The sequence below is a fragment of the Pseudoalteromonas marina genome, assembly GCF_000238335.3.
Classification (GTDB): domain Bacteria; phylum Pseudomonadota; class Gammaproteobacteria; order Enterobacterales; family Alteromonadaceae; genus Pseudoalteromonas; species Pseudoalteromonas marina.
This window is the reverse complement of sequence record NZ_AHCB03000005.1, coordinates 321,377-339,378: the sequence shown is the minus strand read 5'-3', so window position 1 is coordinate 339,378 and position 18,002 is coordinate 321,377. Positions and strand designations below refer to the sequence as shown.

General features: G+C 41.1%; 14 protein-coding genes. 2 read left to right on the top strand and 12 right to left on the bottom strand.

Going from position 1 to position 18,002, the window contains the following annotated elements; translation table 11 throughout:
• Positions 1 to 87: 87 nt before the first annotated feature.
• From PMAN_RS01620 to PMAN_RS01595, 6 genes are all read right to left on the bottom strand, one after another.
• Positions 88 to 741, bottom strand: coding sequence for an RloB family protein (locus PMAN_RS01620; RefSeq protein ID WP_010555708.1), 654 nt, complete (start codon positions 739 to 741; stop codon positions 88 to 90).
• A 2-nt stretch (positions 742 to 743) separates the two neighbouring features.
• The gene (locus PMAN_RS01615; RefSeq protein ID WP_010555707.1) at positions 744 to 2,060 is read right to left on the bottom strand and encodes an AAA family ATPase; all 1,317 of its coding nucleotides are present in this window, start codon (positions 2,058 to 2,060) and stop codon (positions 744 to 746) included.
• A 792-nt stretch (positions 2,061 to 2,852) separates the two neighbouring features.
• On the bottom strand, positions 2,853 to 5,744 hold the full coding sequence (gene gcvP, locus PMAN_RS01610; RefSeq protein ID WP_010555706.1) for an aminomethyl-transferring glycine dehydrogenase: 2,892 nt from the start codon (positions 5,742 to 5,744) through the stop codon (positions 2,853 to 2,855).
• A 155-nt stretch (positions 5,745 to 5,899) separates the two neighbouring features.
• Positions 5,900 to 6,289 (bottom strand): glycine cleavage system protein GcvH, encoded by a 390-nt coding sequence (gene gcvH, locus PMAN_RS01605; RefSeq protein WP_008127672.1) that lies wholly within the window; start codon positions 6,287 to 6,289, stop codon positions 5,900 to 5,902.
• 205 nt (positions 6,290 to 6,494) lie between these two features.
• Entirely contained in the window at positions 6,495 to 7,577 is a 1,083-nt protein-coding gene (gcvT, locus tag PMAN_RS01600; RefSeq protein ID WP_006794101.1) for a glycine cleavage system aminomethyltransferase GcvT, read from the bottom strand.
• A gap of 93 nt (positions 7,578 to 7,670) precedes the next feature.
• Positions 7,671 to 8,270 (bottom strand): hypothetical protein, encoded by a 600-nt coding sequence (locus PMAN_RS01595; protein WP_010555705.1) that lies wholly within the window; start codon positions 8,268 to 8,270, stop codon positions 7,671 to 7,673.
• Between the two features lie 126 nt (positions 8,271 to 8,396).
• Between PMAN_RS01595 and PMAN_RS01590 the strand changes: the two genes are divergently transcribed.
• Both PMAN_RS01590 and PMAN_RS01585 read left to right on the top strand, forming a co-directional pair.
• Complete coding sequence (locus tag PMAN_RS01590) at positions 8,397 to 9,242, top strand: LysR family transcriptional regulator (RefSeq protein WP_010555704.1); 846 nt, start codon at positions 8,397 to 8,399, stop codon at positions 9,240 to 9,242.
• Between the two features lie 198 nt (positions 9,243 to 9,440).
• Positions 9,441 to 11,597 (top strand): TonB-dependent receptor family protein, encoded by a 2,157-nt coding sequence (locus PMAN_RS01585; RefSeq protein WP_010555703.1) that lies wholly within the window; start codon positions 9,441 to 9,443, stop codon positions 11,595 to 11,597.
• Positions 11,598 to 11,728: 131 nt separating this feature from the next.
• On the opposite strand, the gene rlmB is transcribed toward PMAN_RS01585, so the two are convergent.
• The 6 genes from rlmB to PMAN_RS01555 form a co-directional block, all read right to left on the bottom strand.
• A complete protein-coding gene (rlmB, locus tag PMAN_RS01580) occupies positions 11,729 to 12,472 on the bottom strand; it encodes a 23S rRNA (guanosine(2251)-2'-O)-methyltransferase RlmB (RefSeq protein ID WP_006794097.1) in 744 nt (247 codons plus the stop codon).
• A gap of 5 nt (positions 12,473 to 12,477) precedes the next feature.
• Entirely contained in the window at positions 12,478 to 14,919 is a 2,442-nt protein-coding gene (gene rnr, locus PMAN_RS01575; protein WP_010555702.1) for a ribonuclease R, read from the bottom strand.
• Between the two features lie 199 nt (positions 14,920 to 15,118).
• A complete protein-coding gene (locus PMAN_RS01570; protein WP_010555701.1) occupies positions 15,119 to 15,856 on the bottom strand; it encodes an enoyl-CoA hydratase/isomerase family protein in 738 nt (245 codons plus the stop codon).
• A gap of 114 nt (positions 15,857 to 15,970) precedes the next feature.
• Positions 15,971 to 16,585, bottom strand: coding sequence for a response regulator transcription factor (locus PMAN_RS01565; RefSeq protein WP_010555700.1), 615 nt, complete (start codon positions 16,583 to 16,585; stop codon positions 15,971 to 15,973).
• Complete coding sequence (locus PMAN_RS01560) at positions 16,582 to 17,685, bottom strand: sensor histidine kinase (protein ID WP_010555699.1); 1,104 nt, start codon at positions 17,683 to 17,685, stop codon at positions 16,582 to 16,584. The genes PMAN_RS01565 and PMAN_RS01560 overlap by 4 nt, the downstream gene beginning before the upstream one ends.
• Positions 17,682 to 17,852, bottom strand: coding sequence for a hypothetical protein (locus PMAN_RS01555; protein WP_006794092.1), 171 nt, complete (start codon positions 17,850 to 17,852; stop codon positions 17,682 to 17,684). The genes PMAN_RS01560 and PMAN_RS01555 overlap by 4 nt, the downstream gene beginning before the upstream one ends.
• Positions 17,853 to 18,002: the final 150 nt, after the last annotated feature.

The window sequence follows — 18,002 nt, the reverse complement described above, 5'->3', positions numbered from 1 at the left end:
TTTCCTAATGTCCGAAGTCAAGGTTTGACCCCTTTGGTTTAATGGGTAACCCCTTTGGTTTGATTTGGATATTTCGGATTATTTATTTCAAAAATAAGCCTTTAATTCATTAATCAGGTCAGGCATATTAGTACCCAAATTCGCTACAGGGTTTTGTTTATCAAAGTCCAATTTAGCAGCATTTTCCAAAGCGGTTTCAATTCTATCTGGCAAATCAGAGAATCGGAGCTGCCCTTTACAAGCTCGTAGTCTTCTTTTAGCAAATGTATTACCAGAAGTTTTTTTATTCTCCAAAAGCGCCTGTGAGTCATTTAGAGAAAGTAATGACAAATCTTCAAAATGCAGTAACCCCCATAAGTCAAAACTTGGATTACTAACAACCACTTTTACTTTCTTTTGACGAGCTTCGGTAAGTGCTGTTGTTGTAGAAGTTAAGTGTGTCCCCGTAAAATACCTATCACGATCTATGACAATAAAGCCAGTAACTGAAGAGTTATTTAAATCATAAGCGTTTTTGCTGCAATAATGACTCAAATCTCTTAAAACGCTTGCCGGATCAGAGTTATTAGTTGAGCTTTTTTCTACAGGAATTACTTTAATTAGTTTTTCAAATCGTTTTTGAATTTTTATAGCTACACTGTCAAAATATTCTTTTTCATCAACATCACCTTCGAATGCAATGATATAGGTTATTGCATCTATTTTTTGTCCGTAACGACTTCCGCTTGTCTTACGCCCCATAATTACTGCCCACTCAAGTTTGGAACCCCACCGAAGACTCCTTTCAAATAAGCAGAGTGGATATCTTTATCATAACGAGGCGAATAATCACTTAGACTATACAATTGTGTTGAACCATCTCTTTCTTTTTGAACAAACCATATTTCATCTCTTCTCAAAATTTCATTGTCTAAGAGTTCGGCCTCATGAGTCGTTGTAATCAACTGATCATCACTATCAGTCTCTAAAAATAGCCTTAGTAATTTGATTGAAAGTAAAGGGTGCAGGCTTCTATCAAATTCATCAATAACAAATGTTAAAGGAAATTTCTTATCATTACTTAATGTTGGTAGTAAATCGACAATTCTTTTTGTTCCATCAGATTCATCTTCAAAATCAAAGATAATTTCTTCACCTGATTTTGACTTATGTATAGAAGTTAACTTAGTTATCTTAAGGGATGAAGTTTCATCTATGAACTCAGCTAAATAATCAACTTCATTTAAATCAAATGAATAGGGTTTATTTTTTGAAGAAATTTTACTTTTAATTTCTTCAAGCTGTTCTGTCGTAAATTTATTTAATGGTACTTCTGTAGAATTTAGTTTTTCTATACCTGTATCAAAACTCTTTATCACATCAAAACAATTTCCATTTCCACTAGAAAGATCTGACAAAGTTGAGCTGTATTTAGATTCGGGAAAAATAATGATAAGGTGGAAGTTAAAAAACAAAAATGCAGGCAAAAGAAACTCTAAAAAGCTAATATCTACTTCACTATTAAATTTCTTTTCAGATAGTTCTAGCTCCCTAAAAAAGTCTCTTATTTTTTCTGAGGAATCTGTCAGAAAAAGCTTTTTAGGAGATGTATATTTAGAAAAAACTAAAAACTCAGAATCATTCGAAATATTTTCAACATCGCTTGTATATGAATATACTACTGTATTAGCAGATTTACTCTTATCTATTTCTCTATGGTAGATCTTTGTCTCTGAGTTTGGAGTTATGTGTACTAACTCCTCCTCTGCAATAATATTGTTTTCAACAGAGAAGAAGTAGGCATAATACTCACCTCTAATACAAAACTCGAAAGTAAAATCTCTTTTTTTACTTCCATCTTTAACTAGTGAGAAATGTGAACTTCTCAAAAAAGGGCAATAGTCTAAATTAGACTCACCTGTTATTACCTCTTTTGCATAAGACATTGCTTTAATCACATTTGATTTACCGCTAGCATTTGCACCATAAAGTAACGCACCTTTAAGAACTTTCTTTTTCTTATCCTTCGTAGGGGTTCTAGCATGGTTTTTATGACGACGAAGCCTAGGAGCGGCTTTCATGTTTAACTCGATTGGTTCATCAATTGAACGAAAGTTATTTGCACTGAAATAAATAAGCATATGAGTAGTTCAAAAACTGTTTTATAGTACTTATACAGCATATGTAATACACATTAAAGAGAGAATTTCTCTTTAATGTGTATTTAGTGGTATTTCAAATAAGTGACCCCCCCCAAAAAAAAACAAAAAAACAGCCATTGGACCAACATCTGTACCATTGGGGTCAGATCTTGAATTATGACAAGACTAAACACCAACCACACGTTTAACACCCTCCCCCGTCATCATGCCCTGAAAATAAGCAATTGATGAGTAATGCATTTCATGGATGAAATGAAAGCCATGCTTGCACATGGATGTGCTTTCATGGCGTTTACGTTCACATCAATTGTGCATTGAAGGATTAAGCGTGATGCTCGGGGCGCCGTGGGGTTCCAAGGGGCGGTCGGCGGTAGCCGCCCCTTGGTTGCCGCCAGCAATCTGGCAAAAAACCTTGAATAAGGTTTCTAATCATTAGAAAGTGCCAAACGTATTCGCGTTATCTGTAACAGTAACCTCAAACACCTATTCAAATACTTATTCGGGCTGCCGCCTGCGCGTCAGCAAGCTGTTCGCCAACAATAATTAAACAACTTTTGGGCTGCGCCCAACACGCCAGCAAGCTGTGCGTCTACAATGTTTAAACACACAAAAAAGCCGCTACATTAATGCAACGGCTTTTATAATTTTGATAAATTTTCAAACTATAATGGAACTTACTACCCATTAAAGTTCAAAAGTTAGTCTCAACTCTTAGTCGCGATAAGTCTCTACCGCTGGACATGAACATACTAAGTTACGGTCGCCGTATACGTCATCTATACGTGTAACGGTTGGCCAGAACTTGTCTTTAGCAACGCTTGGCACTGGGAATGCAGCGTAAAAACGGTCGTACGCGCGGTCCCATTCGTTACCAAGTACGTCAGCTTGTGTGTGCGGTGCAAACACAAGTGGGTTGTTTTCGATTGACCATTCCCCAGAGATTACTTTGTCGATTTCGCCTTTGATAGATACCATCGCTTCGATAAAACGGTCTATCTCGCCTTTTGACTCAGACTCTGTCGGCTCAATCATTAATGTGCCCGCAACTGGGAACGACATAGTGGGTGAATGGAAGCCGTAATCTTGTAGGCGTTTAGCGACGTCCATTTCAGTAATGCCTGACGCTTCTTTTAATGGGCGCAGGTCAACAATACATTCGTGCGCAACGCGGTTGTTGCGTCCACGGTATAAAATTGGGAAGTGCTGGCTTAACTCTTGCGTTAAGTAGTTAGCGTTCACAATCGCCATTTCTGTGGCTTGTTTTAAGCCCTCTGAGCCCATCATGGCAATGTACGCCCATGAAATAGGTAAAATAGCCGCTGAGCCGTAAGGCGCTGCCGATACGGCACCGTTATCAATGTTTGTACCTGGTACGTTAATTACGCTGTGGTTTGGCATAAATGGCGCAAGGTGCGATTTAACACCAATTGGGCCTACACCTGGGCCGCCGCCACCGTGTGGAATACAAAACGTTTTGTGCAAGTTCAAGTGCGATACATCTGAGCCAATAAAGCCCGGGCTTGTTACACCCACTTGCGCGTTCATGTTTGCGCCGTCCATGTAAACTTGGCCGCCGTGCTCATGAATAATGTCACATAGTTCACGAATGGTTTCTTCGTAAACACCGTGGGTAGATGGGTATGTGATCATTGCACACGACAGGTTTTCAGACACGTCTTCAGCTTTCGCTTTTAAGTCTTCCATGTCGATGTTGCCGTTTTTATCACAGTTAACCACAACAATTTTCATGCTCGCCATTTGTGCCGACGCAGGGTTAGTACCATGCGCTGAGCTTGGAATTAAACATACATTACGATGTGCATCCCCTCGTGACTCGTGGTATTTACGAATGGCAATTAAGCCTGCGTATTCACCTTGTGCACCCGAGTTTGGCTGAAGTGAAACCGCATCGTAACCCGTAATGTTAACTAGCCAGTCGTGTAGCTCGTTAATCATTATTTGGTAACCTTCTGCTTGGTCTAGCGGGCAGAATGGGTGAAGGTTTGCAAACTCAGGCCATGTAACTGGGATCATCTCAGCGGTCGCGTTTAGTTTCATGGTGCATGAACCTAACGAGATCATTGAGTGGTTAAGCGCTAAATCTTTGTTTTCAAGGCGCTTAATGTAGCGAAGCATGTCTGTTTCGCTGTGGTAGCTGTTAAAGTTTGGATGCGTTAATACTTCGTCATCACGTACTAAACTCGCTGGAATAGAGTCGCTACCGTTTGCTTCAATATCGGCTGCAATACTGTCTACGCTTAGACCGTGGCCTTCACCTAGTACAATATCAAATAGCTCAGCTACATCGGTGCGTGTGGTGGTTTCTGAAACCGAAATTGAGTACTCGCCGTCGTGGTTTGTAGCAAAGTTAACGCCTTTTGCAAGTGCACGTGCTATTACGTCGTCTTTGTTGTCGCCAACAATTGTTAACGTATCAAACCACGTGCTGTGCTTAAGGGTGATGCCTTTGGTTTTTAGGCCTGCAGCTAAAATATCAGCAAAGCGATGTATACGTTGCGCGATCGTTTTTAAGCCTTGTGGGCCATGGTACACCGCATAAAACGCCGCCATGTTGGCAAGTAATACCTGCGCTGTACAAATGTTTGAGTTGGCTTTGTCGCGGCGAATGTGTTGTTCGCGCGTTTGCATTGCCATACGCAGTGCGTCGTTACCTAAACGGTCTTTAGATACACCAATAATACGCCCTGGTAATGAACGTTTGTATGCGTCACGTGTTGCAAAAAATGCAGCATGTGGACCACCGTAACCCATAGGTACACCAAAACGCTGAGCCGAACCCAGTACTACGTCTGCGCCTAGTTTACCCGGTGCTTTTAATAGTAATAAACTCATAATGTCGGCAGCAACACAGGCAATGGCTTTTTTGCTTTGAACACCAGCAATTAGGTCGGTTACGTCAACTATTTCACCCGATGTAGATGGGTATTGGAATAATGCACCAAAAATGTCGTGGTTAACGGCATCGGCCGCTTTGCCTACAATTATTTCAAAACCAAACTGCTCAGCACGGGTGCTTACTACGTCGATAGTTTGTGTGTGTACGTCGTCGGCAATAAAAAAGGCATTGGCTTTTTTAGCTTTAGATACACGCTTTGCAAGGCCCATCGCCTCGGCTGCAGCGGTTGATTCGTCAAGTAACGACGCGCTTGCTAAATCAAGGCCGGTTAAATCTAGGGTCATAGTCTGGAAGTTTAGTAATGATTCTAAACGCCCTTGTGCAATCTCTGGCTGATACGGCGTGTACGCTGTATACCAACCCGGGTTTTCAAGTACGTTACGTAAAATTACGTGCGGTACATGTGTTGGGTGGTAGCCTTGGCCAATGTACGATTTGAAAACTTTATTTTTGCTTGCTACTGATTTTAAGTAGTTTAGTGTTTCAACTTCAGTACGGCTTTCGCCAATGCTTAGCGGTTGCTCTAGGCGAATGTTAGCCGGTACAGTTTGATCGATCAGCTCTTGTACACTCGATACTTCAAGAGCGCTTAGCATATCGCTTACTTGCGCTGGGCTTGGCCCAATATGGCGGCGAATAAAATCTTGCTTTTGCTCTAACTGTTCAAGAGATTTGGCGTTTGACATGTGTCCAGATTCCTATGATCCTAAATACTAATGGGTAACTAGTATTGATTAAAATATATGATGATTTGGCAACTTACTGGGTATGGGCAATAAGCTGTAAAATCATAAAAGCCCCGATTGTTTACTCAACATGCGGGGCTTTAGACAAAAAGTGATTACTCTTCGTCGATAGTGTGCGAGTAGCCTTCAGCGTCTAATAGGTTGTCTAGCTCAGACACATCAGATGCTTTAAGACGGAATAACCAACCTTCGCCGTACGCGTCGTTGTTTACTGTTTCAGGTGCGTCTTCTAGCTCTTCATTAATAGCAATAACTTCACCACCAATTGGTGCGTAAATGTCTGAAGCAGCTTTAACCGACTCCGCTACTGCACAGTCTTCGCCTGCGTCTACTTCGTCGCCTACTTCTGGTAATTCAACAAACACCATGTCGCCAAGTAGTTCTTGCGCGTGTTCTGTAATACCAACTGTAAAGGTACCGTCACCTTCGTCGCGAACCCACTCGTGTGAAGAAGCGTATTTTAATTCAGTAGGGATATTGCTCATTATCTTGTTCCTTTGGTTATGATACCAATCAACTTAAATATTTAACCACTCTAGCGGTCTAAACAAAGCGCTAACATCGTTATTAATTTCTCAGGTAGAACAACTACATATCAAAATTAATGCCTTGTTATCACTCTATTTATCCGTCGCTATAAGTGATTAATAACTCAACATGATTGGTATTATTGGGTGATAACACCAAATTTTAAATTATTGATTTACCGTTACGTACAAAGCTAGGCTTCACTACTTTAACGTTAACTAATTTTTTGCGCATTTCTACTTGAGCAGTGTCGCCTGTTGAACGTGGTACACGTGCAAGGGCTACACTAAAACCAAGTGTAGGTGAAAAAGTACCTGAGGTAATAACCCCTTCTCCACCGTCAACAATTACTTTTGAACCGCTACGCAATACGCCTTTTTCTTCAAGTACTAAACCAACAAGCTTGTCGGTGCTTTTTTCAGCGCGTTGTTTAACCAGTACGTCACGGCCAATAAAGTCACGATCTTCTGGTTCCCATGCAATGGTCCATGCCATGTTAGCTGCAAGTGGCGATACGCTTTCGTCCATATCTAGGCCGTAAAGGTTCATACCTGCTTCTAAACGTAGCGTGTCACGTGCACCTAAACCAGCTGGCGCTACACCTGCGTCTAGCAGTTGTTGCCATAAATCGGCTGCTTGGTCGTTTGGTACTACAATTTCGTAACCGTCTTCGCCAGTATAACCCGTTGTAGCAATAAATAAATCACCCACTTGAACACCAAAAAATGGCTTCATGCCTTCAACTGCAGCTTGTTGCTCTGCATTTAAAAGCGTGCCTGTTTTTTCGCGTGCGTTAGGGCCTTGCACTGCAATCATTGCAAACTCTGGGCGCTCAGTCACTGTAACGGCAAAATCGCTCGATACATTAGCTAAATGCGCTAAGTCTTTTTCGCGCGTAGCCGAGTTAACCACTAAGCGGTAAAACGTTTCGCTGAAAAAGTAAATAATAAGGTCGTCAATTACGCCGCCTTGCTCGTTAAGCATGCCGGTGTAAAGTGCTTTACCTGGTACGGTTAATTTAGCCACGTCGTTTGCTACAAGCTTACGTAAAAATGCTTTAGCTTGGTCGCCTTCAATATCAACAATGGTCATGTGTGATACGTCAAACATGCCTGCATCGTTACGCACTGCATTATGTTCTTCTATTTGTGAGCCGTAGTTGATTGGCATTTCCCAGCCATGAAAATCAACCATTTTTGCGCCCGCTTCTAGGTGCTTAGCATGGAGTACAGTTTTAGAAGTCATAACATTCCTTCACGTTTTAAATTAACCCTTAATGGGCGTGGCTTAAATTAAAAACAGGCAAACATTATTATGTTTACCTGTTGGTTGTTTTTGTTATGCGGCCTGATTTTGCATTACTGCAAAACCCTGCGTTTGCATATAGCTTTGCCATTTTTGTAGCTCTGGCGCTTTAGCTATGAGTACAAAATGCTGCTCATCTTTGTTATCAATCGCGGTAATAAATACCTCGCCGCTTTGCGCACCGTAGCATAGTTGCGTGTCAGATAATCGCAAACCGGGTGTTAATTTAAAGGCATCAACTAGCGTATCAAAGGCGTTTTCGCCGCTTAAGGTAAAGCTAGTTAGGTCGGTACGAATAACGTAGTCAATATCAAAACGAAGCTGTTGTTCGTTTATAAGTGACTGTAATTGCAGGCTTGCGCTGTGAGATAATACAAATCGAAAAGCGGTTTCGCTAAAATAATACACGGCGTAACTAAAGTCAGAATAAAAGTCGCCATCTAATGTGCCTTTTAAACCTAAACCGCTGGCCGTTAATTTTGTTAAATCGTGGCCTAAAATACTGCTTAAAAATACAGAAGCTTCGCTGCCGCTAAAATCCATTACAACTGTGCTGTTATTTGCTTGCAAAGCGTTTATAACCGCGCTGTTAGCGTTGCTGTGGCGGGCAAACATTATTGGGTTAAAAGTCATAACAAACACCTGTGTATTTTTAATCTTAAAATTATATTGCGCGGGGTCTGTAACAACAAATTGTAATTATTTATCAATTGATAAATAATACTTATATATGTAGCCACATAAATTGTAATTTTAAATATGAAAAATATATCAACCGACAGTTTACGTACCTTTGTTATGATTGTAGATGTAGGCGGATTTGCCAAAGCCGGCGACTTTTTGGGGCTTTCGCAACCTGCGGTAAGCTTACAAATAAAGCGTTTAGAAGATGTATTAGGCTATAAATTATTTAAAAAGCAAGGCCAGCGCCAAGTACTAAACCAGTACGGCGAACTATTATTACCCATGGCAAAACAAATGATGCAATACAACGATGCCATTTTGCAGCAATTTACGTCAGAGAGCATTACCGGAAAAGTACGTTTAGGCATACCGAGCGAGTTTGCTGCGCGTATACTCCCTTCTATTATTGGCGACTTTGTGGCGCTGTACCCAGAAGTATCGCTTGAAGTTAAATCGCGATTAAGTAAGCATTTGCTATCGGCTTCTAGGCAAGACCAATTTGATCTAGTGCTTGCGCTAAACGAGCAACTTACCTCAAGTAAATTTCCTATTTTTATGCAAGACCAATTGGTGTGGGTGGGTGATTTAAACCAAGCACAAAACCAAGTGGTTACTTTAGTAACCGCGCCAGAGGGATGTATTTATCGGCGCCGCGCTACCGATGCGCTTAAAAATGCCGGCATAAAATACCGTATTGTATATAGCAACGCCGACTTAACGGGGCTTATTGCGGCATTAAAAGAAGGGCTTGGCATTACGGTACTGGCAAAGAGCACCGTACCTAGCGAGCTTAATTACCAAGTACAAACTAAATACCTACCTGCACTGGGCGACATTGGTATTAGCTTGGTTAAAAGTTCGGGGGAGTCTGAAAATGCGGTAGATAAGCTTGCTGAGTTTATTGCCCTGCGTTTAGGCTAATAAATTAAAACACCCACTTTGTACCTAGCCTCATGATTACAAAATAATACAAAAGAAACAAAAAAGTTAACCACGTTGCATATCCCTGTGTTTTTAGTTCTAAAAAAATGAATAGTTTTATACTAAATAATATTGATTCGCATTCGTTAACGTGTTCAAATTACGCCAATTCAGAAAATCAATGTGATTAGGACAAAAATGAACACTAAGTTTTTAGTATCTACTCTTGCAACTGCGGTTGCTTTGTCTTTTACAGCTACTGCAATGGCTAAAGACACCAGCGATAAAGAACAGCGCTTTGAACAAATTACAGTTATTGGCTCACAGCAAGCTATTAACGACATTCCAGGTTCGGCTACTTTTATCTCTGACGAAGAACTTCAAAAATTTGAGTTTACCGATATTTCGCGTGTTTTAGCGTCTGTTCCGGGTGTTTACGTTCAAGAAGAAGATGGCTATGGCCTTCGCCCTAACATTGGTATGCGCGGTACTGGTACCGGCCGTAACGATAAAATTTCTGTAATGGAAGACGGTGTATTAGTCGCACCTGCGCCTTATTCTGCGCCTTCTGCTTACTACTTCCCTACTATGGGTCGTATGGAAACAATTGAAGTATTAAAAGGTGCTGCCTCAGTTAAGTACGGTCCTCGTACTACAGGTGGCGTTTTAAACTTACTTTCTCGTAGCTTACCAACCGAGCCTAATAGTTCAAAAGGTATGGTAGATGCAGCCCTTGGTAGCGATGGCTACTACAAAGGTCACGCATACTTTGGTAAAGAAAAAAACAACACGTCTGGCTTGGTTGAAGTATTCACCTACGGCGCAGACGGCTTTAAAGAGCTTCCTGTTGGCAGCGATAATACGGGCTTTGAAAAAACTGATTTACTATTAAAGTTTGGTCATACGTTTGGTAAAAACGATGCTCACAACATTGAGCTAAAAGTAAAATATTCTGACGAAACATCAGACGAAACTTACATGGGCTTAACTGACGAAGATTACAAAGCAAACCCTAATCGCCGTTACGCTGCATCGCAAAACGATGAAATGAACACTCGCCACAACGCTTACCAACTAAACTATGCGTACCGTTTTGGTGAAGGCTACGAATTACTTGCAACCGCTTACCTAAACGATTTTCATCGTAACTGGTATAAAGCAAGCAGTGTAGGAACAAGCACGCTTGAGCAATACAGCGACTTTGAAGCAAATCCAACAAGCGAAGGTATTGAAGGCATTGGTGTTAAAGCTAACAACCGTGATTACCAAGCAAAAGGCATTCAGTCTGAATTACATATTCCTGCAGGCGATCACTACATTACTGTCGGTGTGCGTTACCACGAAGACGAAATGGATCGTTTCCAATGGCAAGACACATACACGCTTAATCAAGACCTAAGCATGACACTTACATCACAAGGTGTACCTGGCTCAGATAGCAACCGTGTAGATAGCGCAAAAGCAAGCACGTTATTTGTTCAAGACGAATGGACACTAGACGCGTTAGTTATTAATGCCGGTCTTCGTTACGAAGACATTACCATTACGCGTGAAGAATGGTCTAAATCAGATCCAACTCGTAGCAATGGCTTAACTAAAGATATTTCTAACGATACTGAAATTTTAGTGCCATCGTTAGGTGCCACTTACACACTTAACGATAACGTTACGTTACTTGCGGGTATTCAAAAAGGTTACGCTCCAGCGGCACCGGGTAATGCTGACCAAGAAGAAGAAGAAAGTGTAAACCTTGAGTTTGGCTCTCGCTTTAATATGGATGGCTTTAACGGTGAAGTGATTGCGTTTTTCTCTGATTACGACAACATGCACGGTAACTGTACTGCTGCTGTGGGTTGTAGCGACGAAAATATTGGCGACCAATACAACTACGGTGAAGTAGAAGTATCGGGCTTTGAATTTAGTGCGGGTCGTACTTTTGCAACAGACGCTGCGCAATTTCCAGTTAAATTAACGTACACATACACTGACTCTGAGTTTAAAAACACGTTTGATTCAGAAATTTGGGGCTCGGTAGAAAAAGGCGATGCAATGCCTTACGTACCTGAAAATCAAGTTGCTTTATCTTTAGGCGCTGAGTTTGCATCGTTTGTTGTTAACAGCCAAATACGTTACGTATCTGATTCTCATGCCGACCTATCTGACTCAGGCTTAAACGCAATAGATAGCCGTGTAGTATGGGATTTAGCTGCTAAATACTTAATCGACGACAACCAAAAAGTATACTTAACGGTTGATAACCTGTTTGATAAAACGTACATAGCTAACCGTGCTAATGGTGGTATTCAGCCAGGTAAGCCTCGTAGTATTCAAATGGGCTACACATACAGCTTTTAAGTAGTTGCTGAGTAAAACGACTCGTTAACTAAACCGTTTTACTCACACCATACTAAGCAAATAGTAGATACAAAAAAGCCGAGATTATTTAATCTCGGCTTTTTTAATGCTTAGCTTTAAACTAACGTAATTTAATTATTTGCGTTACGTTGGCGTAATACTTCAAATAAACAAATACCGGTTGCAACCGATACGTTTAAGCTAGACACCGACCCTGCCATTGGAATTTTAACCAATACATCGCAATGCTCACGCGTTAAACGGCGCATCCCCTCACCTTCTGCGCCCATAACTATGGCCATTGGGCCTGTTAAGCTTGCATCAAATACATGCGTGTCGGTTTCGCCAGCAGTGCCAACTACCCATACGCCAGCATCTTTAATTTCACGAAGCGTACGTGCAAGGTTAGTTACTTGAATAAGGGGCACTGTTTCTGCTGCGCCACACGCTACTTTTCGTGCTGTACCGTTAAGCTTTGCCGACTTGTCTTTAGGAACAATGATCGCATGTACGCCAGCGGCATCTGCACTTCGCAGGCATGCACCTAAGTTATGCGGGTCGGTTATGCCATCAAGTACGAGTAAAAATGGAGTTTCTTCACGCGCAATGATCACATCTAAATCTTTTTCGTTGTACGTTGGCGCCGCTTTTACGTTAGCAATAATCCCCTGATGCTGCTCGTCTTTCGACTTGTTATCAAGTGCTTTACGCTGCATAAATTGTACTGAAATACCAAATTTACGTGCTTCATCAATAATCGGTGTTAAGCGTTTATCATCACGGCCTTTAAGGGCGTAAATTTCTAAAAATCGCTCAGGCTCTTTTGCTAAAATTGCTTCAACAGAGTGAAAGCCAAAAATTAATTCATTACTCACGTATTTTATGCTCCTGGGCTTGTACGTTTACGGGCATTTTTGCCTGGTCTTTTAGGCTTTTTAGCCGATTTCTTTTTCGGTTTTTTCTTTGCGGTGCCATCGCTGGCTTTAACCGCCGACTTACCACCAGCTTTACCTTTACCGGCTGGCTTTTTTTTACCTTTTGGCTTGTCGTCTGATTTTTTACCCGGTACTTTGCCTGCTTTTAATTGTGAGCGTACACTCGCAGGGCCTTTACCTTTAGGTGCACGACGGCGTGAATACCTATCTTGTGCTACATCGCCTTTAAGTACTAAGTTTATACGGCGGTCGTCTAAACTGACTGAGGCAACTTGCACCGTTACTTTATCGCCAAGGCGGTAAACGGTGTGGCTGTGTTCGCCAATTAGGCAGTGTTTTGCAGCATCATGTGCAAAAAACTCGTCGCCTAAATTAGTAACGTGAATTAAACCATCAATTTGTAAATCGTCTAATCGTATAAATAAACCAAAGTTTGTAACCGACGAAATAACCCCGTTAAACTCATCGCCAACGTGGTCTTGCATAAACTCACATTTAAGCCAGTCGGCTACTTCGCGAGTCGCGTCGTCTGCACGGCGCTCAGTAGTTGAACACTGCTCGCCTAATTGATCTACTTCATCGTCAGTGTACGCGTATGCGCCTGACGTTTGTTGACCCTGTGCTTTTAGTACCGCTTTAATTGCACGGTGTACAACTAAGTCTGGGTAACGACGAATAGGCGATGTAAAGTGTGCATAAGCCGATAACGCTAAACCAAAGTGACCTATGTTATCTGGCTGATAAACCGCTTGTTTCATTGAGCGCAGCAGCATAGTTTGAATAAGCTCGGCCTCTGGGCGCTCGCCTAATTTAGCTAATATTTGCGTAATTTCTTTAGGCGTTGGTTCGTCACCTAATGTGCTCTGAATCCCTAACTCAGTTAAAAACTGTGTAAAGTTACCTAGCTTTTCACTGTCGGGTTCATCATGCACACGGTAAAGTGCACTGGCCTCGTGCTTTTCGAGTAATTTAGCCGCTGACACGTTGGCTAAAATCATACATTCTTCAATGAGTTTGTGCGCGTCGTTGCGGATAACAGGCACAATAGACTCTATTTTACGATGTGCATTAAATACAAAGCGTGTTTCGAGTGTTTCAAATTCAATAGCACCACGCTCTTGGCGTGCTGATTTAAGCGCCATGTACATTTGCTGTAAATCAGTTAAATGTGGCACTACGGCGGCGTATTCGTCGCGAAGCTTTTCGTCATTTTGTAAAATGGCGTTTACTTTAGTGTAAGTTAAACGGGCGTGAGAATTCATCACCGCTTCGTAAAACTTATAACCCGACAATTTACCTGCCGCTGATACGGTCATTTCAGCAACCATACAAAGGCGGTCTACTTTAGGGTTAAGCGAACACAACCCGTTAGACAGTACTTTTGGTAGCATTGGGATAACTTGCTCAGGAAAATACACTGAGTTACCACGTGCAATGGCTTCTTTGTTAAGTGGTGTATTCATGCCTACATAATGCGACACATCGGCAATAGCAACCCATAAACGCCAACCACCCGATTTTTTAGGCTCGCAGTACACGGCGTCGTCAAAGTCGCGGGCGTCTTCGCCATCTATCGTAACAAGCGGTAAGTCGCGTAAATCTACGCGGCCTTGTTTGTCTGCATCTTCTACAAATTCGCCTAAGTGGGCGACTAGTGCGTCAACCTCTTCTGGCCAAACATGCGGAATGTCGTGATTACGAAGGGCAACTTCAATCTCCATACCTGGCGCTAAATGCTCACCTAGTACATCAACCACTTTACCTACTGCGTTCATATTGCGGCTAGGATTTTGAGTGATTTTAACCTGCACCATTTGGTTGTGGCGGGCACCGTTTTCGTTGCCTGGTAAAATCATAATGTCTTGCGTAATACGCGGATCTTCAGCGACTACAACTGCAACACCATGCTCAACAAAGTAACGCCCTACAATAGGGGCGCGCTCGTTGGTAAGCACTTTAATAATACGGGCATCGCATTTTGAGCCAGAGCCACGTTTTGTACCTTTAGCTAGTACAATGTCGCCATGTAACACCATGTTCATTTGATGTTTGGCAATAAACCAATCTTTGCTCTCGCCTTCAACTTCTAAAAAGCCAAAACCGTCTCTGTGGCCTATTACTTTACCTTTGGTTAAACCGGCTTCGTCAATAAGTGCATAGCATTTAAATTTATTAAAATATAACTGACCATCACGCTCCATGGCACGAAGGCGACGTTTAAATGCAATTTGACGCTCTTCATCATTAACGGCTAGTTCTTCACATAATTGTGCGTAGTTAGCTGGTTTTGAACGCTCTTGAAGATGAGTAAGTATAAACTCACGGCTAGGGACGGGGTTTTCGTACTTTTCTTGTTCTCGACTGAGATTTGGATCTTGGTTTGACATTCACTATCTTGTTAGTTGGTTATGAAGGTTATTTTAACCCATATACGTAAAATGAGACAGGTAAAAGCACTTAATATTTAAACAAAGCTCACCTATCGGTTATTTAGCTTTTTAAACTTAGCGTACAGGGCCTTAATATGTCCTTAATTATGCAGCTTAATTGTGTCATTGTGATTAAGCTGCATCAGTGACTAAGCCATTACTTAGTTTTATGAAGATTTTTGTATAACATTTTACTGACGTTATCGATAAAAGCGGGGTCTTCTTCTCTAATAGTTTGTAAGATGTGTTTGTTCATTTGCGATTTGTTTTGAGCGTAAATCCAACGGTTTTTATTAAACTGCGCTGCAAATTCAATTACACCGGCTTGCAGTTCGTCACTGTTAGAAAATACAGCTTCTATAACGTTGTTTTCAAACAGTTGTTGTGCCCCCACCCGTTCGCCCGTCATTGCTAGCCTATTAAAGAAGGTTTGCGGTATCGCTTTATTAATAATAGGAAACATAGACGGTACAAAAGGCACCAGTACATCAACTTCAGGAAAGCAAAAAAAGCCTTTGTCTGATTTCATAAATCTAAAATCACAGGCACAGGCAAGCACGGCTCCATTACCATAAGTATGACCATTGAGGGCTGCAATAATAGGCATAGGAAACGTAACAATACGTTGTAGCAACTGTGTTATTTGCAACATAAAGTCAGAAATAGCCGCTGGTAAAATGCTTGGGTTTGCCATCCACTCAAGGTCAATACCCAGCGACCAGCTTTTGTCGCTTGCTGAGGTAAGTACCACCGAGTGAATGCTTTTATCAGCCTCTATATGATCAAGGTGTAAATTAAATTCAGCCAAAAACGCTGGATTGTGTCGATTTTCTGCGGTGTTCATTGTTAAAACTGCGACACTGTTTTTTACTGTTAAATCTATTAAATTTGCCATTTAACCCTCTTTTTGCGAATTTTAAGCTTACTTTAAGCGTTGTTCGTTACTTTTGTTGTTATGACTAACATAGTAAGGGTTTGTGTTAAATTTATAAACCTTAATCACATGTGTTTATAACCACCCTTTTTGTTTAGCTATACGTGCTGCGTCGATTCGGTTTGTTGCATTAAGTTTGGCAATTGCGTCTGAGAGGTAGTTACGCGTTGTACCTTCACTTATAAATAACTGTGTGGCTATTTCGCTCGTTTTAAGTCCATCGCTTGCAAGCTTTAATGCTTTTCGCTCTTTATCGGTAAGTGGATCGGCATCGTCTAGAGCGTTGATTGCAAGCTCTGGGTCAATCACTTTTTGCCCTTGCATTACCTTTTTGAGTGCGTTGATTAGCTCGTCACTCGGGGCTTCTTTTAATATAAATCCTTTAACACCAGCACTTAACGAGCGCCTAATATACCCAGCGCGTGAAAATGTGGTCATGATCACCATTTTTATAGCCGGAAATTGCATTGCTATTTTTTCACTAAGTTCTATGCCGTTCATTTTAGGCATTTCAATATCGGTTAAAATAATATCTGGCATTGCATCTTCATCAAGCCCATTAATTGCATTTAGAGCATCTAGCCCGTTGCTTGCTTGACCAATTACATCAATATTAAAATCTAGGCTAAGTAGTGCACTAACAGCGTCACGCACTAGCGCCTGATCTTCCACTAAAAATATTTTGATCATTGTAAATCCTCAGATGAAATTGGCAGTACTACGTTTAATGTAAATTGTTCACCACAGGTAAAAGTTGCACTACCTTGTATTTGCTCTGCTCGTTCTTTTATACCGTTTAAACCGTTGCCTGCCTCGAGCCTGCCACAGGGTGCATTATCTATTACTTCAATGAGTAATTGCTGGGGTGTTTGCTTAATTGTTATTGCGCTGTTTTTAGTTGAACTATGGCGTAGTAAGTTAGTGACTGACTCTTTAATTATTAAACTAGCAATGCTCTCTACCTTGGCAGGTAGCACAGATAATTCAACGTTAAACGTAATATTAAAATCTTGCTCTAATAACCGTTGTTTTAACTGAGCAACTTGGCTTACCAAATTAAGCTCTTTTAAGTCGCTTACGGCACTGCGTACATCGCTAAGTAGCTGCCTTGCAAGGTCTGCTACTTGAGCTATTTCGTTGTTTGCTTGCTCGTAGCGCTCACCTTGGTTTAGCTTATTAGCCAGCTCGGCCTTTAATGCAATAGATGAGAGTGAGTGGCCTAAAATATCGTGTAGGTCACGCGCTATACGTTCACGCTCAGCAATAGCAGCTAATTGCTCTAATTGGTTTGCACTTTCTTGCTCGCGCTTTTTATGGTCGCGTTCTCTTTTTGCTGCAATTCCATAACTAAATAAGGCGGCACATAATATTAAGGCCACAGCCAAAAAGTATTGAAGCTTTCCCATATCGCTTAAATACGAACTTGTAAAAAGCGCCACCACAATGGCTAATGCGGCATAAAACCGCTGTTTTAAGTTATAACTATACCCAGCTACATAGGCAACAAAGCCATATAAGGTAGGTGTACCAGAGGTAAAAAAAGTGGCGCTAAAACAAATAGCGAGCAAGGCTAAAAATAAGGTGGTTATTTTTGTGTTATCGCAGTTAATTGCTTTTACATACAAGATAATAAAGGCAATATAAAAAGCTAAACATAGGCCCATTTGGCTTTTTGTGAATTGGTCAAAATTAATAATTAATGGCAGTAAGTAAAAGCCTGTAAAAATTAAATGGCCGTATTTCCAAAACGTTTTATCCGTTTGTTGAGAAAAGCTACTTTGCGAACTCATGCTAGCACCTCTGGTGTATTATTTTTATTTAAAGCACTCTTTTTATTAATAAATATAGATACCACAAAAATGCTTATCAGCATAAAATAATCAATGTAATTAATAGTAAAATTAAGCGAATCAAAAAACTCGCTAATATCAAGACTCATTAAAACTAAACTATTCATAGCACTCTCCTGTTAAGTAGGATAACTATGCCAGTACGTAAAAATAATAAGAGTGTGAAGTGTCATTAACTTTGCTGACATTTGTCATGTTTCAAAAAATTCATCTTGTTGACGCCCCCTCGGTGATAACATATTAAAAAAAGGAGATGA